18 protein-coding genes and 1 pseudogene are annotated in these 23,333 nt (G+C 64.7%); 14 read left to right on the top strand and 5 right to left on the bottom strand.

From position 1 onward, the window contains the following. Positions 1-7: 7 nt before the first annotated feature. Positions 8-184, top strand: a complete 177-nt coding sequence (locus AOQ71_RS46290; protein ID WP_083514177.1) for a hypothetical protein — start codon at positions 8-10, stop codon at positions 182-184. A gap of 260 nt (positions 185-444) precedes the next feature. Further along, a complete protein-coding gene (locus tag AOQ71_RS13605; protein ID WP_057747158.1) occupies positions 445-1,653 on the top strand; it encodes an MFS transporter in 1,209 nt (402 codons plus the stop codon). Positions 1,654-1,870: 217 nt separating this feature from the next. On the opposite strand, the gene AOQ71_RS13610 is transcribed toward AOQ71_RS13605, so the two are convergent. Continuing rightward, a complete protein-coding gene (locus AOQ71_RS13610) occupies positions 1,871-3,232 on the bottom strand; it encodes an MFS transporter (RefSeq protein ID WP_057747201.1) in 1,362 nt (453 codons plus the stop codon). Positions 3,233-3,413: 181 nt separating this feature from the next. Between AOQ71_RS13610 and AOQ71_RS13615 the strand changes: the two genes are divergently transcribed. The 4 genes from AOQ71_RS13615 to AOQ71_RS13630 are packed head-to-tail and all read left to right on the top strand — an operon-like array spanning position 3,414 to position 8,013. Continuing rightward, positions 3,414-4,067, top strand: coding sequence for an ABC transporter ATP-binding protein (locus AOQ71_RS13615; RefSeq protein ID WP_057747160.1), 654 nt, complete (start codon positions 3,414-3,416; stop codon positions 4,065-4,067). After that, positions 4,064-6,526, top strand: coding sequence for an FtsX-like permease family protein (locus AOQ71_RS13620; RefSeq protein WP_057747162.1), 2,463 nt, complete (start codon positions 4,064-4,066; stop codon positions 6,524-6,526). Before AOQ71_RS13615 ends, AOQ71_RS13620 begins: the two co-directional genes overlap by 4 nt. Then, positions 6,516-7,598 carry a lipocalin-like domain-containing protein gene (locus AOQ71_RS13625; protein WP_057747165.1) on the top strand — a complete coding sequence of 361 codons (1,083 nt, stop codon included), beginning with the start codon at positions 6,516-6,518 and terminating at the stop codon, positions 7,596-7,598. Before AOQ71_RS13620 ends, AOQ71_RS13625 begins: the two co-directional genes overlap by 11 nt. A gap of 28 nt (positions 7,599-7,626) precedes the next feature. Then, on the top strand, positions 7,627-8,013 hold the full coding sequence (locus AOQ71_RS13630; RefSeq protein WP_057747167.1) for an MAPEG family protein: 387 nt from the start codon (positions 7,627-7,629) through the stop codon (positions 8,011-8,013). Between the two features lie 105 nt (positions 8,014-8,118). Here the strand turns inward: AOQ71_RS13630 and AOQ71_RS13635 are convergent, their stop codons facing one another. The 4 genes and pseudogenes from AOQ71_RS13635 to AOQ71_RS13645 all read right to left on the bottom strand — a co-directional run bounded on the left by AOQ71_RS13635 (position 8,119) and on the right by AOQ71_RS13645 (position 13,883). After that, positions 8,119-9,309, bottom strand: coding sequence for an ABC transporter substrate-binding protein (locus tag AOQ71_RS13635; protein ID WP_057747169.1), 1,191 nt, complete (start codon positions 9,307-9,309; stop codon positions 8,119-8,121). 190 nt (positions 9,310-9,499) lie between these two features. Continuing rightward, a partial coding sequence (locus AOQ71_RS47750; RefSeq protein ID WP_245316870.1) for an efflux RND transporter permease subunit occupies positions 9,500-10,601 on the bottom strand: 1,102 nt, incomplete at its 5' end. 1 nt (position 10,602) lies between these two features. Further along, positions 10,603-12,657: pseudogene (locus tag AOQ71_RS13640) on the bottom strand (efflux RND transporter permease subunit); the annotation flags it as partial. Beyond that, complete coding sequence (locus AOQ71_RS13645) at positions 12,654-13,883, bottom strand: efflux RND transporter periplasmic adaptor subunit (protein WP_057747171.1); 1,230 nt, start codon at positions 13,881-13,883, stop codon at positions 12,654-12,656. The pseudogene AOQ71_RS13640 and the gene AOQ71_RS13645, both read right to left, overlap by 4 nt. Before the next feature lie 274 nt (positions 13,884-14,157). Between AOQ71_RS13645 and AOQ71_RS13650 the strand changes: the two genes are divergently transcribed. From AOQ71_RS13650 to AOQ71_RS43160, 8 genes are all read left to right on the top strand, one after another. Further along, the gene (locus tag AOQ71_RS13650) at positions 14,158-15,312 is read left to right on the top strand and encodes an iron-containing alcohol dehydrogenase (protein ID WP_057747173.1); all 1,155 of its coding nucleotides are present in this window, start codon (positions 14,158-14,160) and stop codon (positions 15,310-15,312) included. Between the two features lie 19 nt (positions 15,313-15,331). Beyond that, the gene (locus AOQ71_RS13655) at positions 15,332-16,882 is read left to right on the top strand and encodes an AMP-binding protein (protein WP_057747175.1); all 1,551 of its coding nucleotides are present in this window, start codon (positions 15,332-15,334) and stop codon (positions 16,880-16,882) included. Positions 16,883-17,198: 316 nt separating this feature from the next. Continuing rightward, on the top strand, positions 17,199-18,797 hold the full coding sequence (locus AOQ71_RS13660; RefSeq protein WP_057747177.1) for an ABC transporter substrate-binding protein: 1,599 nt from the start codon (positions 17,199-17,201) through the stop codon (positions 18,795-18,797). Positions 18,798-18,838: 41 nt separating this feature from the next. Then, positions 18,839-19,786: an ABC transporter permease gene (locus AOQ71_RS13665; protein ID WP_057747179.1), complete on the top strand. Its 948-nt coding sequence runs from the start codon at positions 18,839-18,841 to the stop codon at positions 19,784-19,786. Between the two features lie 9 nt (positions 19,787-19,795). Next, the gene (locus tag AOQ71_RS13670) at positions 19,796-20,689 is read left to right on the top strand and encodes an ABC transporter permease (protein WP_057747180.1); all 894 of its coding nucleotides are present in this window, start codon (positions 19,796-19,798) and stop codon (positions 20,687-20,689) included. Then, positions 20,689-21,696, top strand: a complete 1,008-nt coding sequence (locus tag AOQ71_RS13675; RefSeq protein ID WP_057747182.1) for an ABC transporter ATP-binding protein — start codon at positions 20,689-20,691, stop codon at positions 21,694-21,696. Before AOQ71_RS13670 ends, AOQ71_RS13675 begins: the two co-directional genes overlap by 1 nt. After that, a complete protein-coding gene (locus AOQ71_RS13680) occupies positions 21,693-22,688 on the top strand; it encodes an ABC transporter ATP-binding protein (RefSeq protein ID WP_057747184.1) in 996 nt (331 codons plus the stop codon). Before AOQ71_RS13675 ends, AOQ71_RS13680 begins: the two co-directional genes overlap by 4 nt. 306 nt (positions 22,689-22,994) lie before the next feature. Next, positions 22,995-23,333 (top strand): IS110 family transposase (locus tag AOQ71_RS43160; protein WP_157083506.1); only part of this gene is annotated, 339 nt, incomplete at its 3' end.

The raw sequence follows: 23,333 nt of genomic DNA on the forward strand, positions 1-23,333 counted from the left end.
ACCCGCCATGGCCAATTCAGCCAAACCGAGCGAACCGCCCAAAGTTGAATCGGCAAAGACGAAGACAGCGGACGCGACGGCCAAAAAGCCACAGCCGCCACGCGACACCGACGACGATTACGAAGACGGCGACATCGCCACGCCAAAGCGCGATCGCTATGGGAATGATGACGAGCCGCTGTGAGGCTTTCCGTCGTCCTGGCGAAAGCCAGGACCCATTACCCCAGAGAGCAGTTTGGCGAAGACGCCCGCCTCGGTATTGCCATCGAGCACAATCGAGAGATCACGCGGTATGGGTCCTGGCTTTCGCCAGGACGACGATGTGGAGGCATTTCGGGGTCCTTCGCCCCCGCCCGCACTAGCTGCCATGCGCCTGCGTTCATGGACAAATAACCCGCCTCGCCGATACTTTGCGCCTCCCTTCGGACGCAAAACGGAACTGCAATGGTCGACGTTCTCGCCGCACCGCAACAGAGCAAGGCGGACAGCGCGCTGCGCACGCTGACCGGGATTTCGATCGCGCATTGGGTCAGCCATTTCCATCTGCTGGTCCTGCCGATGCTGTTTCCATTCCTGAAGAACCAGCTCGGCGTCGGTTATGTCGAGCTCGGCTTCGCGCTGACCGTGTCGGCCGTGGTCTCCGGCCTGACGCAGGCACCGACCGGCTATCTCGTCGACCATTTTGGCGCGCGCAAGATCCTGCTCGCAGGCCTGACACTCGGCGGCCTCGCGCTGATCATGCTCGGCCTGCACCTGAGCTACGCCGCGCTGATCGCCTGCGCCGTGCTGCTCGGGCTCGCCAACAGCGTCTATCATCCCGCCGACTACGCCATCCTCGCCGAGCACATGGACGAGGCGCGGATGGGCCGCGCGTTCTCGGTCCACACCTTTGCCGGCTATTTTGGTGGCGCCGTCGCGCCGGCGATTGTCGCCGCTCTGATCACGCTGTCCGGCGGCGTCGGCGCGCTGCTGGCTTCCGGCGCGATCGGCGTGCTGGTGGCGCTGCTGCTGGTGGCGATGAGCATTCCCGATGCCGGTGCGCACAAGGCGAAGCCGGAAAACGCCGATGCGCCGAAGCAGGCGGTCATTACGCCGGCGCTGATGACGCTGACCGCGCTGTTCATGCTGCTGAGCCTGTCGGTGGCCGGCATCAACAATTTCGGCGTGGTGGCGCTGATGAGCGGCTACGGCGCAAGCTATTCCGTCGCCAATGTCGCGCTGACGGCGTTTCTCGGCTCCAGCGCCGCGGGCGTGCTCGCGGGCGGCTTCCTCGCCGACCACACCGAGCGCCACGGCTATGTCGCCGCCGCCTGCTTTGCCGCGAATGCCGCCATCGTGCTGCTGATCGCGCTGGTGACGCTGCCGGGCTGGGCCCTCACCGCCACAATGGCGACGGCGGGCTTCCTCTCCGGCGTGATCGCACCGTCGCGGGACATGCTGGTGCGCAATGCCGCGCCTCCCGGTGCCGCGGGACGAGCCTTCGGCATCGTCTCCACCGGCTTCAATCTCGGCGGCATCGTCTCACCGCTGCTGTTCGGCTGGATCATGGATCAAAGCGCGCCACACTGGGTGTTCGGGGCGTCGGTGATCTTCATGCTGGCGACGGTGGTGCTGTCGCCGTTGACGGAACGGAAGGCGCAAGCCAGGGCGTAGCTGCAAGCTCAACTGTCGTCCCGGCCTAGCGCGCAATTGCGCGCGGGGGGCCAGGACCCATACGCCGCAGCAATCGTTTTTCGAAGACGCGGAGTTACCAGCTTCGCCCCTAAGCACTCCCTGTGATTATGGATCCCGGATCTGCGCGCGCCTGGGGCGCGCTTGTCCGGGACGACAGGTGTGGGTGTAGCCGGCAGCGTCTATCCAGCGCACCCCTTTACGTCGGCGAAACCGCACGCTTCATCGGCGCCGGCTGCGCCGCGGCACCCCGCGTCAGCCTCGCCTTTTCCGTGTTCGGCCAGAGCAGCAGCAGGCCGACCACACCGGAGCCGATCATGATCACCGCGTTGATGGTAAATCCGGTCAGGTAGCCGTCGATCGTGCTGCCAGCGCGCTCGATCACCTTGCCCATTACGTAGGGCGCGATGATGCCCGAGAGCGTGTAGAGTGCGCCGTAGATCGCGAGGATGGCGCCGCGCTGCGAGGCCGGGGTGAACTCGCCGAGCATCGGCGGGCAGACGACATAGATCGCGCCGCAGAGGCCCGCGCCGACCACGAGCAGCGCGATCTGCAGACCCGAGCCCGCGACATGCGGCATCGATGCCAGGATCAGGCCGCCGACGATCAGCGGCACCGAGCCCAGCACGCCACGCGAGACGCGCGTGCTGTAGCCGCGCACCATCATCACCTGCGAGATCCAGCCGGTCAGAATCACGATGGTGGCGCCAAACACCCAGGGCAGGATCGAGATCCAGCCGGCGTCGCTCTGCGAGAAGCCAAGTCCCTTGACGATGAAGGACGTGAACCACGTCAGTCCCAGCGACAGCGCCCAATAGGCGCCGAAGGTCGCGATCACGCAGCCGAGGAAGGTGCGCGAGGTCAGAAGCCGGATGTAGGGAATTTTCGGCTCACTGACGGCAAGCGTCTGCGTGTCCTCGAGCGGGCCTTCCTTGCCCAGCGCCAGCCAGGCGCAGACCCAGATCAGGCCGATCACGCCGAGCGCCCCGAAGGCATAGTGCCAGGAGTGATTGACGATGATCCAGTTCAGCGCCGGCACGGCCAGGATGACGCCGAAGGCCGAGCCTTGCGTCAGCACCGCGGTCGGCAACGCGCGCTTCTCGTCCGGGAACCATTTGTAGATCGCGTGCATCGCGACAGAAGCCGCGGGACCTTCGCCCGCGCCGAGCACGATGCGGCAGATCAACAGCGTCGTGAAGCTGACGGTGCCGACCATCGGAAACTGTGCCAGCGCCCAGATCACGGCGAGCGTCAGCAGCACCCAGCGCGTCGGCACCTTGTTGACGAGGAAGCCGACCACGATGGCCGAGATCGAGAACAGGAAGAAGAACGCGGAGCCGAGCAGGCCGAACTGCGCGGGCTCGAGCTTCATGTCGGTCACGATCGGCACGCCGGCGAGGCCGACGACGATCTTGTCCGCGAAGTTCACCACCATCAAGAGAAAGAGGAGAAAAACGATGGTCCAGGCGCCCTTCGGCGTTGCCTTGGATGCTCCCTTGGATGCTCCCTTGGACGTCCCTACCGTCTTGGCTGCCGCGGACGGCGTTGCCTGAGCGCTCATCATTCTCCCCGTATGTCTTTATCGTCGGCACGTTTGATTTGGCCGTCTTGAGAGCTAACAACGGCTTGAACGGCAACGCAACCCCGGCATTTCCGCGCCAAGTGTAGTGCCAAGTGAGGTGCCAAGTGTGGCGCCAAGTGTGCTACGCAGCGTGGAGTTAATTCCGTCCGGTGCACAGATCTTGCTCAGCATCCGCAACCTCTCCAAAACCTTCACCTCGGCCGACGAGCCCGTGCATGTGCTGCGCGGCGTCGACCTGGACCTCGCCGGCGGCGAGCGCGTCGCGCTGACAGGCGAATCCGGCAGCGGCAAGAGCACGCTGCTGCATCTGATCGCAGGGCTGGATGCCGCCGATGGCGGCACGATCCGGCTCGAGGACACCGAGGTCACCAGGCTTGCGGACGCCGGCCGCGCCGAGTTGCGCCGCGACCGGATTGGCCTGGTGTTTCAGCAATTCAACCTGATCCCGAGCCTGTCGGTCGCCGACAACCTCGCCTTCCAGGCGCGCATCGCCGGTCGGCATGAAGCGGCCTGGACCAGAGAGCTGGTCGAGCGGCTCGGCCTCGGCGGCCTGCTCAAACGTTATCCCGAGCAATTGTCAGGCGGCCAGCAGCAGCGGGTCGCAATCGGCAGGGCGCTGGCGACAAGACCGTCGCTGCTGCTTGCCGACGAGCCGACCGGCAATCTGGATGAAGCCACCGCCGACGAGGTGCTGGCGCTGACGCGCGATCTCGTCGCGCGCACCGGCTGCGGCTTCCTGATGGTGACGCACAGTCTGCATCTGGCCGGCACGCTCGACCGTCACATCGTACTCCATGCGGGGCGGATCGCATGAAGCGCGCGCTGTGGGTGCTGGCGGTGCTGCTGAGCCATTGGCGCCGGCACAGGATGCAATTCGCCACGCTGCTGATCGGGCTGATCGCGGCGACCGCGCTGTGGAGCGGCGTGCAGGCGATCAACCAGCAGGCCCGCAGCGCCTATGACCGCGCGGCGGCGACCTTTGGCGGCGTGCGCACGGCGACATTGGTCGCGCCTGATACGGCGACGTTCCCGCAGGAGCTTTTCATCAAGCTTCGCCGCGCCGGCTGGCCGGTCTCGCCGGTGCTGGAAGGCCGGGTTCAGATCAATGGGCGCTCGATCCGGCTGCTCGGCATCGAGCCGGTGACGCTGCCGGTTGACGTCGGCAATGCGCCGCGGCTTGGGGCGGCTGATCTCGGCACTTTCGTGGCCGCGCCCGGGCAGACGCTGGTGGCGCGGGAGACGCTGGCCGATTTGCACGAAGGCGAAGGCGCGGCGCCGTCGATCAGCAGCGGCGCAAGACTGCCGCCGCTGCATGTGCAGCCGCAGCTGGTGCCTGATGTGCTGGTGGTCGACATCGGCGTGGCGCAACGGCTTCTCAACAAGCCGAACCAGGTCTCGCGGCTGCTGATCGGCAAGGCCAGGGGCAAGCCGGCGGCGCTGCAAAGCATCGTCGGCGATCAGTTGCAATTGATAGAGCCGACCGCGGAGACCGAGCTGGAGCGGCTCACCGACAGTTTCCATCTCAACCTCACCGCTTTCGGCCTGCTGTCGTTCTTCGTCGGCCTCTTCATCGTCAACTCGGCCGTTGGCCTCGCCTTCGAGCAGCGCCTGCCGATGCTGCGCACCTTGCGTGCCTGCGGCGCCTCGGCGCGGCTGGTCAATACCGTGCTGGTGGTCGAGCTGGTGGCGCTGGCGCTGGTCGCCGGCTTGATCGGGCTGGTCTGCGGCTATGTCATCGCGGCGGCGCTGCTGCCCGATGTCGCGGCGTCGCTGCGCGGGCTCTATGGCGCGCAGATTCCGGGGCATCTGACGCTTCGGCCCGAGTGGTGGCTCGCAGGTGTCGGCATCAGCGTTCTGGGTGCGATCGTGGCGGCCGCGACCAGCCTGATCAAGGCGATCAGGATGCCGGTGCTGGCGACGGCGCAGCCGCGGGCCTGGCAGCAGCGGCAGCGCCGGTGGCTGATCCTGCAGAGCCTTGCTGCCTGCGCCGTGTTCGCGGTCGCGTCGCTGCTGCTCTTCTACGGACAATCGCTGATCGCGGGGTTTGGCCTGCTCGCCGCGCTGATGCTCGGCGCGGCGCTGATCCTGCCGGCCTTCCTCGAGATCCTCCTGCTTACCGGCCAGCGTCTCGCGCGCCGGCCGCTGGCGATGTGGTTCTGGGCGGACAGCCGGCAGCAGCTCTCGGGACTATCGCTGGCGTTGATGGCGCTGCTGCTCGCGCTATCAGTCAATGTCGGCGTCTCGACCATGGTAGAAACGTTCAGCCGCACCTTTGTCGGCTGGCTCGACGGACGGCTTGCGGCCGATGTCTACATCAGCGCCGCCGACAACGCGCAAGGCGCGGCGATCCGCAATTGGCTGAAGGACCGCAGCGAGGTGCAGGCGATCCTGTCCGGCGGGCGCGCGGAGACGCAGGTTCAGGGCCAGCCGGTGGAGTTGCTCGGCCTGCCCGATCACCCGCTCTACCGCGAGCGCTGGCCGCTGCTGGAGACCGCGCCGCGCGCCTGGACGCAGCTCGTGCCCGGCAATGCCGCCTTCATCAGCGAGCAGCTCAGCCGCCGCCTCAATATCCGCGTCGGCGATGTCATCGAGGTGCCGGCGCCGGGCGGGGCCTGGGAGCTCGACATCGTCGGCATCTATGCCGATTACGGCAATCCCAAGGGCCAGCTCGCGGTCAACGTCGCCGCGCTGATCCGGCAGTTTCCGCAAACGCCGCAGACGCGGATCGGGCTGATCGTTTCACGGGATAACATTCCCGGCCTGATCGCGGCCTTGCAGAAGCAATTCGCGCTCGATGACCGCGCGGTGGCCGACCAGGCGACGGTGAAGGCGGAATCGATCCGCATCTTCAACCGCACCTTTGCGGTGACGTCGGCACTCAATGCCTTCACGCTGGGGGTCGCCGGCATTGCGCTCCTGACCAGCCTCTTGACGCTGGCGAACTCGCGGCTGCCGCAGCTCGCGCCGCTCTGGGCGATCGGCATCACGCGGCCGCGCCTCGCTGCCATCGAGCTGACCAAGACGCTGGCGGTGGCGCTGTTCACCTCGCTGCTCGCGGTGCCGCTTGGGCTTTTGGTGGCGTGGTGCCTGATTGCGATCGTGAACGTGAAGGCGTTCGGCTGGCGGCTGCCGTTCCATGTGTTTCCGTTGCAACTGGTCGAGCTGGTCGCGGTGGCGCTGGTCGCCTCGCTGCTGGCCGCGCTGCTGCCGGTGTTGCGGCTGGCGCGGATGCAGCCGTCGAGCCTCGTCAAGGTGTTTGCCAATGAGCGGTGATCGGATTTCTCGGCGAGCTTTCGCCGGCGGCATCGCCACGCTCGCTCTCGCGCATCGCGCCAAGGCGCAAGGCTATGCCGGATTGGGCGAGACCGCCGACGGCTTTGCGAAGGTCACGCCTGGAAGGCTGTTCACCTTCCCCGGAGATCACGGGCCGCATCCGGATTTTCGCATCGAGTGGTGGTATCTGACGGCGAACCTCGTCGACAGCAGCGGCGCGGCCTGCGGGCTGCAATGGACGCTGTTCCGCCAGGCCGCAAAGCCGGGGCCGCAAGCAGAAGGCTGGGCCAATCAGCAGATCTGGATGGCGCATGCCGCCGTGACGCGCGCCGACACCCATCGGTTCAGCGAGGCGTTTGCGCGCGGCGGCATCGGACAGGCGGGCGTCGCGGCAAAGCCGTTCGCGGCGTGGATCGACGATTGGGAGATGAAGGGCGTTGAGCGCACCGACGATCGCACGCTGTCACCGGTGACGCTGAAGGCATCGGGCAACGATTTCAGCTACGCGCTGACGCTGGAGGCCGATCGCCCGGTCGTGTTGCAGGGCGAGGCCGGTTACAGCCGCAAGTCGGAGCGCGGGCAGGCGTCGTACTATTACAGCCAGCCGTTCTACCGCGCGCGCGGCACGCTCATCGTCGAGGACATCCAGGTCGAGGTCTCGGGCCAGGCCTGGATGGACCGCGAATGGAGCAGCCAGCCGCTCGACACCGATCAGACCGGCTGGGATTGGCTGTCGCTGCATCTGTCCTCCGGCGCCAAGCTGATGCTGTACCGGCTGCGCCAGAAGGACGGCAAGGATCATCCGTTCGGCAACTGGATCAGCGCCACCGGCGAGACGCAGATGATCGCGGCAGGCGATATCCGGATGACGCCAAAGGCAAATGCGGACGTGGCGGGCCGCAAGCTGCCGGTGGAATGGCAGATCGCAATCCCGTCGCGCTCGTTCTCGATTTCCTGCAAGCCGCTCAATCCGAAGGCGTGGATGGGCACCGGCTTCTCATATTGGGAAGGACCGATCAGCTTTACCGGCACGCATGATGGCGTTGGCTATCTCGAGCTGACCGGCTATTGAAGCGCGGTCTGTTTAGGGGGATCCCGCAATGTACCGCCTCACCGCCCTCGTCACGCTGCTGTCGCTGGCATTCTATTTCTTCACCTGCATCAATGTCTCGCGGTCGCGGACCAGGACCGGCGTGAAGGCGCCGGCCATTTCGGGCCATCCGGACTTCGAGCGCGCCTTTCGTATCCAGATGAACACGCTGGAATGGATGCCGATCTTCCTGCCGTCGCTATGGCTGTTCGCGATCTATATCAGCGATCCCATTGCGGCCGCGATCGGCGCGATCTGGATCATCGGCCGCATCGCCTATTTCACCGGCTATTCGCAGGCCGCCGCCAAGCGCGGCCCGGGGTTTGCGATCCAGGGCGTGGCAGCCATTGCGCTGTGGGTGGGAGCGCTCGGGGCGGTGGTGATGAGGTTGGTGTGAGGGATGATCGTAAGCTGTCATTCCGGGGCGGCGCGCCAGCGCCGAACCCGGAATCTCGAGATTCCGGGCTCGATGCTTCGCATCGCCCCGGAATGACGCCGCGCGTCACTTCGTCAGCGGGCAGCCGCTGTCCTTGGCGGTGAAGAACGCCTGGTCGCCGGGGACGACGGCGAGCTGCTTGTAATAGTCCCAGGGCTTCTTCGACTCCGAGGGCTTCTTGACCTCGAACAGATACATGTCGTGGACCATGCGGCCGTTCTCGAGCACCTTGCCCTTGGCGAAAGCGTCGTCGACCGGCAGCTCCTTGAGCTTCCTGGCGACGGCCTCGGTGTCCTTGCTGCCGGCCGCCTTGACTGCCTTCAGGTAGCTCAGCGTAGCCGAATAAGTCCCGGCCTGGATCATGTTGGGCATCCGCCCGGTGCGCTTGAAGAAGCGTTCGCCGAGGTCGCGCGTCTTGTCGTTGAGATCCCAGTAATAGCCTTCGGTGAGCACGAGGCCCTGCGCAACCTGAAGCCCGAGACCATGAACGTCCGAGAGTACCATCAGCAAACCAGCGAGCTTCTGGCCACCAGAGACGATGCCGAACTCCGCAGCCTGCTTGATCGAGTTGGTCGTATCGAGGCCGGCATTGGCGAGTCCGACGATCTTGGCCTTCGAGCTCTGCGCCTGCAGCAGGAAGGAGGAAAAGTCTGACGAGTTCAGGGGCACGCGGACCGAGCCCAGCACCTTGCCGCCATTGGCGGTGACGATCTCGCTGGTGTCCTTCTCCAGCGCATAGCCGAAGGCGTAATCGGCGGTGAGGAAGAACCAGCTGTCGCCGCCTGCCTTCACCAGCGCGCCGCCGGTGCCGACCGCAAGCGCGCGCGTATCGAATGCCCAGTGGAAACCGTAGGGCTGACAGGCATCGCCGGTAAGGCGCGATGTCGCCGCGCCCACCACGATGTCGATCTTCTTCTTTTCCTTGGAGAGCTCGTGGATTGCGAGCGCGACCGAGGAGGTGGTCAGCTCCGTGATCATGTCGACGTTCTCGACGTCGTACCAGCGCCGTGCGATCGAGGTGGCGAGGTCAGGCTTGTTCTGGTGATCGGCCGTGACGAGCTCGATCTTCTGCCCGAGCACCTCGCCGCCAAAATCCTCGATCGCCATCTTGGCCGCCTCGACCGACCATTTGCCGCCGTAGTCGGCGTAGACGCCGGATTGATCGTTGAGAATGCCGATCTTGACGCCCTGCGCGAAGGCCGGCGCGGCCAGCAACAAAGCCGAAATTGCGACAGCGGCCAAAAGTCCTGATTTCATTCGTTATCTCCCAGCAGTGTTCTGTTTTGAAATCGCGCGGAGTGTAGTGAAGAACAACGGGCGTGCCCATGGGGTTCGTGTTGGTCGTTAGTATGGCTTCTGCACGCCCAACAGTCGGTGTCGTCGCGGCCGCCCTTGCGCAATAGCGCACTAGGCCGGGACGACATCGAGATTGCGGATAGGCTGATGGTCAAGATGACGAGACCACGCCCTTCTCGTTCCGCCCCTCGGCCAGGTTCCGCACCACCACATAGAAGATCGGCGTGAACAGCAGGCCGAACAGCGTGACGCCGATCATGCCGAAGAACACGGCGACGCCGACGGCCTGGCGCATCTCGGAACCTGAACCGGACGAGATCACCAGCGGCAGCACGCCGAGGATGAAGGCGAAGGACGTCATCAGGATCGGCCGCAGGCGCAGGCGGCAGGCCTCGATCACGGCCTCCAGCCGCGGCTTGCCTTCCTTCTCGATGTCGCGCGCGAACTCGACGATGAGGATCGCGTTTTTGGCCGCGAGCCCCACCAGCACGACGAAGCCGATCTGGGTCAGGATGTTGACGTCCTGGCCCATGATGCGCACGCCGATGGTGGCAGCGAGCAGGCACATCGGCACGATCAGGATCACCGCGAACGGCAGCGTCCAGCTGCCATATTGCGCGGCGAGCACGAGATAGACGAACAGCACGCAGATCGGGAACACGTAGAGGCCGGCATTGCCGCCGGTGATCTGCTGATAGGACAGGTCGGTCCATTCGAAGGTGAAGCCGCTCGGCAAGGTGTCGTCGGCGAGCTTCTTGATGGCGTTGAGCGCGGTGGTCGAGCTCGTCCCCGGCGCCGGCTCGCCCTGCAATTCGGACGCCGCGTAGAGATTGTAGCGCGCCACGCGATCCGGACCCGAGACGTCCCTGAAGTCGACCACGCTGCCGAGCATCACCATGTCGCCGGAGGCGTTGCGCGTGCGCAGCCGCGCAAGATCAGCAGGCTCCTTGCGGAACGGGAAATCAGCCTGCGCGGTGACGTGATAGGTGCGACCGAACAGGTTGAAGTCGTTGACATAGGTCGATCCGAAATAGGTCTGGATCGTGTCGTTGATGTTCGAGATCGGCACGCCAAGCTTCTGCGCCTTGGTGCGGTCGATGTCGACGAACAGCTGCGGCGTATTGGCCGAGAACGGCGAGAACACCGAGGGGGCAAGCAGCGCGGGCGATTTGCGCGCGGCGGCGACAAGCTCGTCGGTCGCTGACGCCAGCAGCTGCGGTCCACGGCCCTGCCGGTCCTGGATGCGGATGGCGNGCCGGTGCCGATGCCGGGCACGGCCGGTGGCGGAATCACGATGATGAAGGCACCCTGGATCGCGGCGAGGCGCTTGCGCAGCTCGGCCGTGATCGCATTCGCCGTCAGGCCCTTCTTCAGCCGCACCTCGGGCTCATCGAACACAGGGAAGAGCGCCGCCGCATTGCCGGCCTGGGTTCGTGTCGCGCCCGAGAAGCCGGCGAAGGCCGCAACACGGATGATGCCTGGCGTGTCCAGCGAGATCCGCTCGATCTCCCGCACGATCTCGGTGGTGCGCGCCAGCGAGGCCGCCCCCGGCAATTGCACCGAGATGATGACGTAGCCGCGGTCCTGGGCCGGGATGAAGCCCTGCGACGTCGTCCCGATCAACCAGCCTGCGCTGCCAATCAGCACGACATAAATCAGCAGCATCACCACCGCGTGCCGGATCACGAAATTGGCGAGGCCGGCATAGCCATGCGAAAGCCGATCGAACACACGATTGAAGGCGCCGGTGAAGGCGTTCCAACCCCGCGCAAGCAGATTCCAGGCGGCGGGCGGCCGCTTCTCCTCATGCGGGGTGAGGATCTGCGAGGCCAGTGCGGGCGACAGCGTCAGCGAGCAGAAGCAGGAGATCGCGGTCGCAACCGCGATGGTCACCGCGAATTGCTGGAAGAACTGCCCGGAGATGCCGCCCAGGAACGCCGTCGGCACGAACACTGCGCAGAGCACGAGCGCAATCGAGACCAGCGCGCCGCCGACCTCCTCCATCGTCTTCAGCGCCGCGTCGCGCCGGCTGAGGCCGTGCTCGAGATGCCGCTCGACATTCTCGACCACGACGATGGCATCGTCGACCACGATGCCGACGGCGAGCACGAGCCCGAACAGCGTGAGATTGTTGATGGAGAAGCCAAGCGCCGCCATCACCGCGAAAGTGCCGACCAGCGACACCGGAATCGCGATGATCGGGATGATCGCCGGCCGCCACCCCTGCAAAAACACCAGCACGACGACGACCACGAGCAGCATGGCCTCGTAGATGGTCTTGATCAGCTCGTGGACCGACTGCGCGATGAACTCGGTCGGGTTGTAGCCGATGTTGAAGTCGAGGCCCTTCGGAAAGCTCTGCTTGAGCCTCGCCATGGTGTCGGAGATGTTCTTGGCCGTCGCGAGCGCATTCGAGCCCGGCCGCTGCGTCACCAGCATGGCGACCGCGGATTTGCGCAGCAGGAAGCTGTTGGTCGAATAGGCCAAAGCACCGAGCTCGATGCGGGCGACGTCGCGCAGGCGCACCGTGCGGCCGTCGGAGCCGGCCTTGATCAGGATGTCCTCGAACTGCTTCTGGTCTTTCAGACGCCCGGTGAATACCAGGTTCGGCTGGAAGGCGCGGTCGGCGATCGGCGGCTCGGCGATCTGGCCGCCCGCGATCTGAACGTTCTGGGCGCGGATCGCGGCCAGCACCTCGGCCGAGGTCAGGCCGAGATTGGCAATGCGATCAGGATCGAGCCACAGCCGCATCGAATAGTCGCGCGCGCCAAAGATCTGGATGTCGCCGACGCCGTCGATGCGCAGCAGCTGGTCGCGGACCTGGAGCAGCGCATAATTGGAGATATAGAGCTGGTCGAACGTGTCGTCGGGCGACAGCATGAACACGACCATCAGGATGTCGGGCGAGTTCTTGCGGGTGACGACGCCGTTGCGCTGCACCTCGTCCGGCAGCTGCGGCTGCGCGATCGCGACGCGGTTCTGCACCAGCACCTGGGCCTTGTCCAGATCGGTGCCGAGCTTGAACGTGACGGTGATGGTGAGCTGGCCGTTCGAGGTCGCCTGGCTGTAGAGATACAGCATGTCCTCGACGCCGTTGATCTGCTGCTCGATCGGAGCAGCGACGGTGTCGGACACGGTCTGCGCCGAGGCGCCGGGATATTGCGTGGTGACGACGACGGTCGGCGGCACCACTTGCGGATATTCGGAGATTGGTAGCGTAAAATAAGCGAGCGTACCGACGATCAGGAGCACGATCGACAGCACCATCGCGAGGATGGGCTGGTTGATGGACAGACGGCCAAGATTCATGACTTGTCACCAGCCTTGCCACCGGCCGGCGCTTGAGCGGTCTGCGGGGTGACCTTGGCGCCAACACGGGCGCGCTGGATGCCATTGACGATGACGCGGTCCTCGGCCCTCAACCCTTCGCGGATCACGCGCAGGCCGTCATCGAGGGGCCCGAGCACCACCGGGCGCGCTTCCACAGTATCGTCCGGCTTCACCACGAACACGATCTTGCGCGACTGGTCGGTCGCGACTGCTGCATCCGGAATCAGCAGCGCCTCGTAGGGCGCGCTGCCGATCAGGCGAACGCGGCCGAACTGGCCGGGCAGAATCGAGAGGTCGGTGTTCTTGACCACCGCGCGGCTGCGCAGCGTCCCCGTGGAGACATCGAGGCGGTTGTCGAGGAAGTTGATGGCGCCGTCATGCGACGGCTTGGTCTCGCCTGCGAGCGTCACCTGCACGGGGTTCGCAGTATCGCGCGAACTCGGACGTTTCCCTTCAAACCACAGCTTGCTGTATTTGATGAAGGTCGTCTCATCCATGTCGAAATAGATGTAGATCGGATCGAGCGAGACGATCGAGGTCAGCAGCGTCGAGGTGCCGGTGTCGCTGCCCTGCACAAGGTTGCCGGGGCTGACGAGGTGCCGGCTGACGCGGCCGGTCAGCGGCGCTGTGACATGGGTGAACTCGATGTTGAGCCGGGCGGCTTGCAGTGCGCCTTCGGCCTGGGTTTCCGCCGCGTGCGCGGCCTGCAAGGCCTGGCGCCGCTGGTCGACGACCTGCTCGGAGACCGCGCTGGTCTGGACCAGGTTCAGGCCACGATCGAGCTCGCGCTTGGCCAGCTCCACCTTGGCGCGGGCGTCGGAGAGCTGGCCGTCGGCCTGCGCCGCCACTGCCTCGAACGGCCGGGGGTCGATGACGTAAAGCAGATCACCCTGGTGCACGATGGCACCGTCCTGGAATTCGACCGAGTTGACGAAGCCGCCGACACGCGGACGCACCTGCACCTCCTCGACCGCCTCGAAGCGGCCGGTGAACTCATCCCAATCAGTGACGGTGCGCTTGACCGGCTGGGCGACGGTCACCGCTGGAGGCGGCGGCGCAGCCGCTTGCGAGGTGGGCTGGCCACAGCCACTGAGTGCGAAGGCGGCGACGAGAAGGCCGGCTATGGCGTAGGGCTTGTCATAAGGCTTGGGCCGAACGAAATCGTGCGTTTTGACAAATTGCTCGCTTTCGTCCGATCCACTCATCCCTGGTCCTCGCATGAAAGCCGCGGAAAATGCAGCGTAGTCCTCTACCCGCGGGCGCCACAAGATGGGTGGCGATGATGAAATCTTCAAGACTACGTCACCCGCAATGCTCCGCCGGATGTCCTAGCCTGATGACGGGTTGACATTGCCTTCGCCTCTCCCCCGCTCGCGGGGGAGGGAGACGAGAGATCAGCGTCTTCGCACATGACGGAGGCCGCCGGCTTGGCTAGACTACCCCCAACAAATCAAAACGAATTGTCCGGGGAGGACAGGCGTGCACCAGGGACGTGTCGTTTACGGCGCGATCGAGGAGGTCGTGTTCGGCCATCCGGCGGCCGAGGCCCTCGTCGCGCAGATGGACCGGCTGGGAACACGCCGCGCCTTCCTGATGGTGTCAGGGACGCTCAACCGCCAGACCGATGAGATCGCGAGGATCGTGCAGGCGCTGGGCTCGCGCTGTGTCGGGCTGTTCGATGCGATGCCTGCGCACACGCCGCGCGAGGCGGTGATCGCGGCCACCAATGCGGCACGCGAGGCCGGCGCAGATCTCATCGTCACTGTCGGCGGCGGCTCGATCACCGACGGCGCCAAGGCGGTGCAGCTCTGCCTTGCCAATGGGATCGACGATATCGCAGGCATCGACCGCATCCGTGTGCGCAAGGGCGTCGCGCCCGAGATGACCGCGCCGACCGTGCGCCAGATCAGCGTGCCGACCACGATTGCCGGCGGCGAGTTCTCGTCGATCGCCGGCGTGACCGACAGCAGCACGCATGTGAAGCAGATGCTGCGGCATCCGCTCACCGTGCCGCGCGCGACCATTCTCGACCCTGCGATCACCGTGCACACGCCGGAATGGCTGTTTCTCTCCACCGGCATCCGCGCCATCGACCATTGCGTCGAGGCGATCTGCTCGCACGAGACCCACCCTTACGCCGACGCGCAATCGGTGAAGGGCCTCGCCATGCTCGCCGACGCGTTGCCGCGGGTGAAGGCCGACCCCAGAGATCTCGACGCGCGGATGGACGCGCAGATCGGCACCTGGCTGTCGATGGGCGCGCTCGCGGCCGGGGTGCCGATGGGCGCGAGCCACGGCATCGGCTACGTGCTGGGCGCCGCCTTCGGCGTGCCGCATGGCCACACCTCCTGCATCATGCTGCCGGCGGTGATGCGCTGGAACGCGAGCGCCAATGCCGAGCGCCAGATGATCGTCGCCGCCGCGATGGGCTTTCCCGGTCACAACGCCGCCGACGTGCTCGACGCCTTCATCCGCTCGCTGGGCATGCCGCGCAGCCTCGCTGAGGTGAGTGTCTCGCCCGAGCATTTCGACTCCATCGCCGAGCAGGCGATGCGCACGAACTGGATTCCGCATAATCCGCGCAAGATCGAGAGCCCGCCGCAGATACGCGAAATCCTGGATCTCGCTGCATGATATTAAGGCAGGAGGACTGATGTACCCTGGTCTGCATGCCCGCCTGCGCCCGCTGCAGCCCGCCTTCATCATGGCGGCGACCGGCGAGGCCGTCACCTATCGCGAGCTGGACGCGCGAAGCAATCGGCTGGCGCATCTGTTTCGCAAGCACGGATTGAAACGGCTCGATCACTACTCGATCTTCATGGAGAACAACTCCCGATATCTCGAAGCCTGCGGCGCGGGCGAGCGGTCCGGACTGTACTATACCTGCATCAACTCGTTCCTGACGCCGGGGGAGCTTGCCTATCTCCTCGTCAACAGCCAGTCCAAGATCCTGATCACGTCGGTGGCAAAGCTCGGCATCGCGCGCGAGGCGATCCAGGCCTGCCCCGATGTCAAGCTCTGCATCGTCGCCGACGGCCCGGGGGAGAGCGATCGCATTGTGGGCCTTGCCGACGTCACCGCCGACCTGCCGAAGACGCCGATCGCGGATGAATGGCTCGGCACGGCCATGCTCTATTCATCCGGCACGACGGGGCGGCCGAAAGGCATCTTGCGGCCGTTGCCGGAAGAGCTGCCAAAACACAATCTGCCGCTGTTCGATTTTCTGACAAGGCTTTGGCACTATCGCGAGGGCATGGTCTATCTGTCGCCGGCGCCGCTCTACCACTCCGCACCGCAGGCTGCCGTCAATCTCACCATCCGGATGGGCGGCACCGTGATCATCATGGAGACGTTCGATCCCGAGCGTTACCTTCAACTCGTCCAGCAATGGGGCATCACCCACACCCAGCTGGTGCCGACGATGTTCTCACGGATGTTGAAGCTGCCGGAAGAGGTGCGCAAGCGCTACGACCTTTCTTCGCTGGAGATCGCGATCCACGCCGCGGCACCCTGCCCGGCGCTGGTCAAGGATGACATCATCAAATGGTGGGGCCCGATCATCCACGAATATTATGGCGCGACCGAAGGCCTCGGCTTCACCGCCTGCAACAGCGAGGAATGGCTGGCGCATCGCGGCACCGTCGGCAAGGTGCTGCTGGGCGACCTCCACATTCTCGACGAGAATATGCGGGAGTGCCCGACCGGCACGCCGGGCCAAGTCTGGTTCAAGACGGCGTCGCCGTTTGAATATTTCAACGACCCCGAGAAGACGAAGGAGGCGCGCTCGGCCGACGGCAGCATGAGCACGGTCGGCGATGTCGGCTATGTCGACGAGGACCGCTTCCTCTATCTCACCGATCGCGCCACCTTCATGATCATCTCCGGCGGCGTGAACATCTATCCGCAGGAATGCGAGAATTTGCTGATCACCCATCCCAAGGTTGCGGATGCCGCCGTGTTCGGCGTGCCCAATGCCGATCTCGGCGAGGAGGTGAAGGCCGTCGTGCAGCCGATGCCGGGCGTAATGCCTGGCGAGGCGCTTGCGGAGGAGCTGATCGCCTTCTGCGCAAAATCGCTGTCGCGGCAGAAGGTGCCGCGCTCGGTGGATTTCGAGAAGGAATTGCCGCGGCTGCCGACGGGAAAACTGTACAAACGGCTGCTGCGGGACCGGTATTGGGGCAACAAGACGTCAAGGATTGTGTGAAAGCTTGCTGCTACTGCGTTGCCTGCCCGGCTAGGCGCAACAAACTCGGTGTCGTCCCGGCCTAGTGCGCAATTCCGCACGGGGGCAGGGACGACGATCGAGTTTGTTGGTTAAGGATTGCACGACATCAGCTCCGGAACCCTTCGCACCTGCACTTTCCCATTATGAAAATGTGAATGCCTGCGGCGTTACGTCATCCAAATTACCAAGGCCCTCAAGCGCTTTAGCCCGTTGCCTCACCTTGCACCCGTCGGCTATCGTCCGGTCAAACAGGCCGTAAACGGCCCAAGAGACTGGTGTCCAGGGAGGACCGAGGATGCGGAGCGTGCGGGCACTCGCCGCGGCGGCGGCGTTGTCTTTGTTGGCGTTTTCGACCACGACTTTCGCCGGCGAGCCCAAGCAGGGCGGAATCCTGCGGATGTATCACCGCGACAGCCCGGCGAATGCGTCGATCCTCGAGGGCGCGACCTATTCGGTCAACGTGCCCTTCATGGGGGTGTTCAACAATCTCGTCATCTATGATCAGCATATCGCGCAGAACAGTCCTGATACACTCAGGCCTGAGCTGGCCGAGAGCTGGTCCTGGGGCAGTGACAACAAGAGACTGACGTTCAAGCTGCGCCAGGGCGTCAAATGGCATGACGGCAAGCCGTTCACGTCGGCCGACGTCAAATGCACATTCGACCTCCTCATGGGCAAGTCGCAGCAGAAGCTGCGGCAGAATCCGCGCAAGGCCTGGTACAGCGATGTCGACGACGTCACACCAAACGGCGACTTCGAGGTCTCCTTCAACCTGAAGCGGCCGCAGCCCTCGCTGCTGGCGATGCTCGCCTCCGGCTATACGCCGATCTATCCCTGCCACGTCTCGCCGGCGGACATGCGCACCCACCCGATCGGGACCGGCCCCTACAAATTCGTCGAGTTCAAGGCCAATGAATCGATCAAGCTGACGCGGAATCCGGACTATTGGAAGAAGGACCTGCCCTATCTCGACGGCATCGAATACACCATCATCCCGAACCGCTCGACCGCGATCCTCGCCTTCGTCGCCGGCAAGTTCGACATGACGTTCCCGACGCATATCACCATCCCGCTGCTGAAGGACATCAAGTCGCAGGCGCCGAACGCGGTCTGCGTCGTCGAACCGACCAACGTCTCGACCAACATCATTGTCAATTCGACCTCGGCCCCGTTCGACAACATCGATATCCGCCGCGCGATGTCGCTGGCACTCGATCGGAAGGCGTTCGTCGATATCCTGTTCGAAGGTCAGGCCGACATCGGCGGCACCATGCTGCCGCCGCCGCAAGGCATCTGGGGCATGCCCAAGGACAAGCTCCAGACCATTCCGGGTTACGGTCCGGACGTGAACGCGAACCGCGAAGAAGCGAAGAAGCTGATGCAGAAGGCGGGTTACGGCCCCGACAAGCATCTGGCTGTGAAGGTTTCGACGCGCAATCTGGCGGAATATCGCGATCCCGCGGTGATCCTGATCGACCAGCTCAAGAGCATCTATATCGACGGTGAACTCGATGTGGTGGAGACCGCGAACTGGTTCCCGAAGGTTGCGCGCAAGGACTACATGCTCGGCCTCAATTTGACCGGCAATTCCGTCGACGATCCCGACCAATCCTTCTACGAGAACTATTCCTGCGGTTCGGAGCGGAACTACACCAATTACTGCAACAAGGAGATCGAGAAGCTGTTCGACCTGCAGTCGCAGGAGATCGATATTGGCAAGCGCAAGCAACTGGTCTGGGACATCGACCAGAAGCTGCAGGAGGACGTCGCCCGTCCGATCATCTTCCATGCGCGGGCCGGCACCTGCTGGCAGCCTTATGTCAAGGGGGTCACGATCATGTCGAACAGCTCCTATAACGGATTTCGCTACGAGGATGTGTGGCTCGACAAATAAAGCGGCAGGCTGAAGATTAGCAGTTTCGGCGGAGGGCGCGAATGTTTGCCTATCTGGTGCGGCGCCTGTTCCTGATGCTCGTGACCCTGTTCGGGATCTCGGTCGTCATCTTCTTCCTGCTGCGTATCGTGCCCGGCAACATCGTTGACATCCTGTTCGCCGCGGCCGGCTACGTCGATCCCGCCGACAAGGTCGATCTCGAGAAGCAACTCGGCATCGACCAGCCGCTGGTGGTGCAATATCTGCACTGGATCGGCGGCTTGCTGCGCGGCGATCTCGGCTACTCCTACGTCTCGGAGAAGCCGGCGCTGCAGGAAATCCTGCCGCGAATCCCGATCACCGCGCGGCTCGCCGGGCTCGCGCTGCTGTTTTCGGCGTCGATCGGCATTCCGCTCGGCGTCATCAGCGCGGTGAAGCAGGGCTCGCGGATCGACTACGCGCTGCGCGTGCTGAGCCTGAGCGGATTGTCGCTGCCCTCGTTCTGGCTCGGTCTCTTGGTTCTGACCGCGTCCGTCGCCATGTTCGGGCAGATGCCGATCTTCAATCCCAATCCGCAGAGTTTTGCCGAGGCCTTCGCAACCTATTGCATCCCGGCGATGGTGGTCGGCTTCCGCAGTTCAGCGCTGACCATGCGCATCACGCGATCGTCCATGCTGGAAGTGCTGCGGCAGGATTATATCCGCACCGCCCGTGCCAAGGGCGCATCTGACGCGGCCGTGAACTATCACCATGCGCTGAAGAACGCGATCCTGCCCGTGATCACCGTGATCGGCATCGAGGCGGCGTTCCTGATCGGCGGCCTCATCGTCACCGAGACCGTGTTCAACATCCCCGGCGTCGCCCGCTTCCTGGTCGAGGCGATCCGCTGGCGCGATTATCCGATCGTGCAGAACCTCGTGATGTTCATCGCGGTCGTGGTGGTGTTCGCGAATTTCACCGTCGACATGCTCTACGCGGTGTTCGACCCGCGCATCCGGTACACGGATTAGGAGATCAGCTTGGCTGCAATCGACTTTGAGGTCGAACTGAAGCGGGCGGGCGCGCATGCGACCGGCGGCTGGCGGCGCGTGCTGTTTTTGGCGCAGCGGCATGTGCTGGGCGCGGCCGGGCTGACCATCATGACGGTGTTCGTGCTGACTGCGATCTTCGCCGATTTCATCGCGCGCTATGACCCCTTAAGCGTCGATGCCGCGCATGCGCTGGCGCGCCCGAGCTGGGCACACTGGATGGGCACGGATTCCTTTGGCCGCGACGTGTTCAGCCGCATCATCCACGGCGCACGGATCTCGCTCGCGGTCGGCATCGGCTCGACCGCGCTCGGCGGCACCATCGGCGTGATCGTCGGGCTGACATCCGGCTATCTCTCGGGCTGGGTCGATCTCATGTTCCAGCGCGTCTCCGACATCTTGCAGGCGCTGCCGCTTTTGGTGCTCGCCCTGATCATGACGGCCGCGCTCGGCCCGTCGCTGCCGAACGTCATTCTCGCGATCGCCATTCCTCTGATCCCGACCGTGTCGCGCGTCACCCGCGCCAACACGCTGGCGCTGCGCGAGCAGCCGTTCGTCGAGGCGGCGAAATCGATCGGCATGAGCGAGATACGGATCGCGCTGCGCCACGTGCTGCCGAACACGCTGGCGCCGCTGATCGTGCTGGCGACCGCGCAGCTCGGCTCAACCATTTTGACCGAGGCTTCGCTCTCTTTCCTCGGCCTCGGTATCCCCGAGCCGTACCCGTCATGGGGCCGCATGCTCTCCGAATCCGCCGCCGAATATGTCCGCACCGCACCGTGGCTGGTGATCTTCCCGGGCATCGCCATCAGCCTCGCCGTGTTCGGCGCCAATCTTTTTGGTGACGCCCTGCGCGACATCCTCGATCCCCGGCAGCGCGGCTGATGGCTGATTCCTCCGATCTCGTGCTCGAGGTGAAGAACCTGAAGACGGTGTTCTTCACCAATTCCGGCCTGTTCAAGGCCGTCGACGATCTCTCGTTCACCGTGAAGCGCGGCGAGACGCTGGCGATCGTCGGCGAATCCGGCTGCGGCAAGAGCGTTACCGCACTGTCCTTGATGCGGCTCGTGCCCGATCCGCCCGGGCGGATCGTTGGTGGCTCCGTCTCACTGGAAGCCACCGATCTCCTGGCCCTGAGCGAGGCCGAGATGCGCAAGGTCAGGGGCAATCGCATCTCCATGATCTTCCAGGAGCCGATGACATCGCTCAATCCTGTTATCAGGATCGGCGACCAGATCGTCGAGGCGGTGCGGCTGCATCGGAATCTGTCATCGAAACAGGCCCGCGACATCGCCGTCGAGATGCTGCGGCTGGTGCGCATCCCGGAGCCGGCGCGGCGCGCGCGCGAATATCCGCATCAACTCTCAGGCGGCATGCGCCAGCGCGCGATGATCGCAATGGCGCTGGCGTGCCGGCCGGCGCTGCTGATCGCGGACGAGCCGACTACCGCGCTCGATGTCACCATCCAGGCGCAGATCCTGGCGCTGATCCTCGATCTGCAGAAGGAGCTAGGGACCGGCCTCGTGCTGATCACGCACGATCTCGGCGTCGTCGCGCAGACCGCGCAACGCGTGATCGTGATGTACGCGGGACGGAAGGTCGAGGAAGCCAGTGTCGAGGCGCTGTTCGCTGCGCCAAAGCATCCCTACACGCGCGGGCTGATGGCCTCGATTCCCGCCGTGCCTGCGCCCGGCGTCGCCGCGCAGGAACGGCTGAACGAAATTCCGGGGACCGTCCCCTCGCTGGTGCGGCTTCCCGCGGGCTGCGCTTTCGCCCCACGATGCAAGCTCGCGATCAAGCGCTGCGAAGCCGAATATCCGCCGCTGATCGATTGGGGCGGCGGCCATCTTGCCGCCTGCTGGCGCGCGGCTGACGTGGCGGAGGTGGCATGAGCAAGGTTCTGCTCGAGGTCACCGACCTCAAGAAATATTATCCGGTGCGTGCCGGCGTGCTGCGCCGGCAGGTCGGCACCGTGCATTCGGTCGACGGCGTCTCGTTCTCCCTTGGAGCCGGCGAGACGCTCGGCCTTGTCGGCGAGTCCGGCTGCGGCAAGTCGACGGTGGCGCGCAGCGTGCTGCGGCTGGTCGAGCCGACTTCAGGCCGGATCCGCCTCGACGGTGAGGACATCACGCATCTGTCCAAGTCGGCGCTGCGACCGCATCGCCGCGCCATGCAGATCGTGTTCCAGGACCCGTTCGCCTCGCTCAATCCGCGCATGACCGCCGGGGATATTGTCGGCGAGCCGATCGCGGTCCATGGTCTCGCAACCGGCAAAGAGCTGGAGACGCGGGTCGCCAAACTGTTCGAGCAGGTCGGCCTCCGCCCCGACCAGATGCGCAACTTCCCGCATCAATTCTCCGGCGGCCAGCGCCAGCGCATCTGCATCGCGCGCGCGCTCGCGCTGGAGCCGCGCCTGATCGTCTGCGACGAACCGGTGTCCGCGCTCGACGTCTCGATCCAGGCACAGGTGATCAATCTGCTGATCGATCTGCAGAAGCGGCACGGCTTTTCCTATCTCTTCATCGCCCACGACCTCGCCGTGGTCGCCCATATCAGCCACCGCGTGGCGGTGATGTATCTCGGCCGCATCGTCGAGATCGCCGACAAGGATGAGCTGTTCAGCAATCCGCGCCATCCCTACACGCAGGCGCTGCTCGCCTCGGTGCCGATTGCCAATCCGCTGGCCAAGAAGCTCGCGCCGCTGGTCGACGGCGACGTGCCGAGCCCGGTCAATCCGCCGCCCGGCTGCGCGTTTCACACCCGCTGCCGGTTTGCGATGGAGCGATGCAGGACGGAGCGGCCGGTGCTGATGGATGCAGGCGACGCGCACCAGGTGGCGTGCTTGTTGAACGAAGGTACGGGAAAGCCAGCTTCGGTGCCGTAGGGTGGGCAAAGTCGAGCGTGCCCACGATCCCGCAATCGTAGAAAGATGTGGGCACGGCGCTTTGCGCCTTTGCCCACCCTGTACCCTTCTGACGTTCATGGCCGGCCTAGAGGTGTAGACTGGCCATTCGGGCCGATCCGTCGGGAGCAGCCTTGTCCACCCGTGCCTTGAGCACCCACGTAGGAACCGCGCCCCAGCGGAACGTCCGCGATCGAGATCCAGTAGGAGGTCATTGCGCCGAGAGCGCCAGTACAGGGATCGATCAGGATCGCGGTTGGCCCGCTTTGAGAGCGAGGAGATCCAACGATGGTCAAGGACGTGCAATGGTTCGTCGGGATCGATTGGGCAACGCGGAGTCATTGCGTTTGCCTGCTGGATGCGGAAGGACGGCCGGCCGGCCAGCGCGACTTTGCGCATGGTGGAGCCGGACTGACGGAGCTGTGTGATTGGCTGGTCGAAAAGACCAAGGCCGCACCGGGACAGATCGCGGTGGCAATCGAGACGCCGCATGGCCCAGTGGTGGAGATGCTGCTCGAGCATGGTTTTATGGTCTTTGCCATCAATCCCAAGCAACTCGACCGCTTCCGGGATCGCTTCACGGTGGCCGGTGCCAAGGATGATCGCCGCGACGCTCATGTGCTCGGA

This window comes from Bradyrhizobium manausense, assembly GCF_001440035.1.
GTDB classification, from domain to species: domain Bacteria; phylum Pseudomonadota; class Alphaproteobacteria; order Rhizobiales; family Xanthobacteraceae; genus Bradyrhizobium; species Bradyrhizobium manausense.

Coding starts and splice junctions, on each gene's coding strand:
- AOQ71_RS13625 (WP_057747165.1), top strand. CDS start 6,516: ATGAGCGGTGATCGGATTTCTCGGCGAGCTTTCGCCGGCGGCATCGCC.
- AOQ71_RS13665 (WP_057747179.1), top strand. CDS start 18,839: ATGTTTGCCTATCTGGTGCGGCGCCTGTTCCTGATGCTCGTGACCCTG.
- AOQ71_RS13605 (WP_057747158.1), top strand. CDS start 445: ATGGTCGACGTTCTCGCCGCACCGCAACAGAGCAAGGCGGACAGCGCG.
- AOQ71_RS13680 (WP_057747184.1), top strand. CDS start 21,693: ATGAGCAAGGTTCTGCTCGAGGTCACCGACCTCAAGAAATATTATCCG.
- AOQ71_RS46290 (WP_083514177.1), top strand. CDS start 8: ATGGCCAATTCAGCCAAACCGAGCGAACCGCCCAAAGTTGAATCGGCA.
- AOQ71_RS13610 (WP_057747201.1), bottom strand. CDS start 3,232: ATGAGCGCTCAGGCAACGCCGTCCGCGGCAGCCAAGACGGTAGGGACG.
- AOQ71_RS13655 (WP_057747175.1), top strand. CDS start 15,332: ATGTACCCTGGTCTGCATGCCCGCCTGCGCCCGCTGCAGCCCGCCTTC.
- AOQ71_RS13660 (WP_057747177.1), top strand. CDS start 17,199: ATGCGGAGCGTGCGGGCACTCGCCGCGGCGGCGGCGTTGTCTTTGTTG.
- AOQ71_RS13645 (WP_057747171.1), bottom strand. CDS start 13,883: ATGAGTGGATCGGACGAAAGCGAGCAATTTGTCAAAACGCACGATTTC.
- AOQ71_RS13620 (WP_057747162.1), top strand. CDS start 4,064: ATGAAGCGCGCGCTGTGGGTGCTGGCGGTGCTGCTGAGCCATTGGCGC.
- AOQ71_RS13635 (WP_057747169.1), bottom strand. CDS start 9,309: ATGAAATCAGGACTTTTGGCCGCTGTCGCAATTTCGGCTTTGTTGCTG.
- AOQ71_RS13630 (WP_057747167.1), top strand. CDS start 7,627: ATGTACCGCCTCACCGCCCTCGTCACGCTGCTGTCGCTGGCATTCTAT.
- AOQ71_RS13675 (WP_057747182.1), top strand. CDS start 20,689: ATGGCTGATTCCTCCGATCTCGTGCTCGAGGTGAAGAACCTGAAGACG.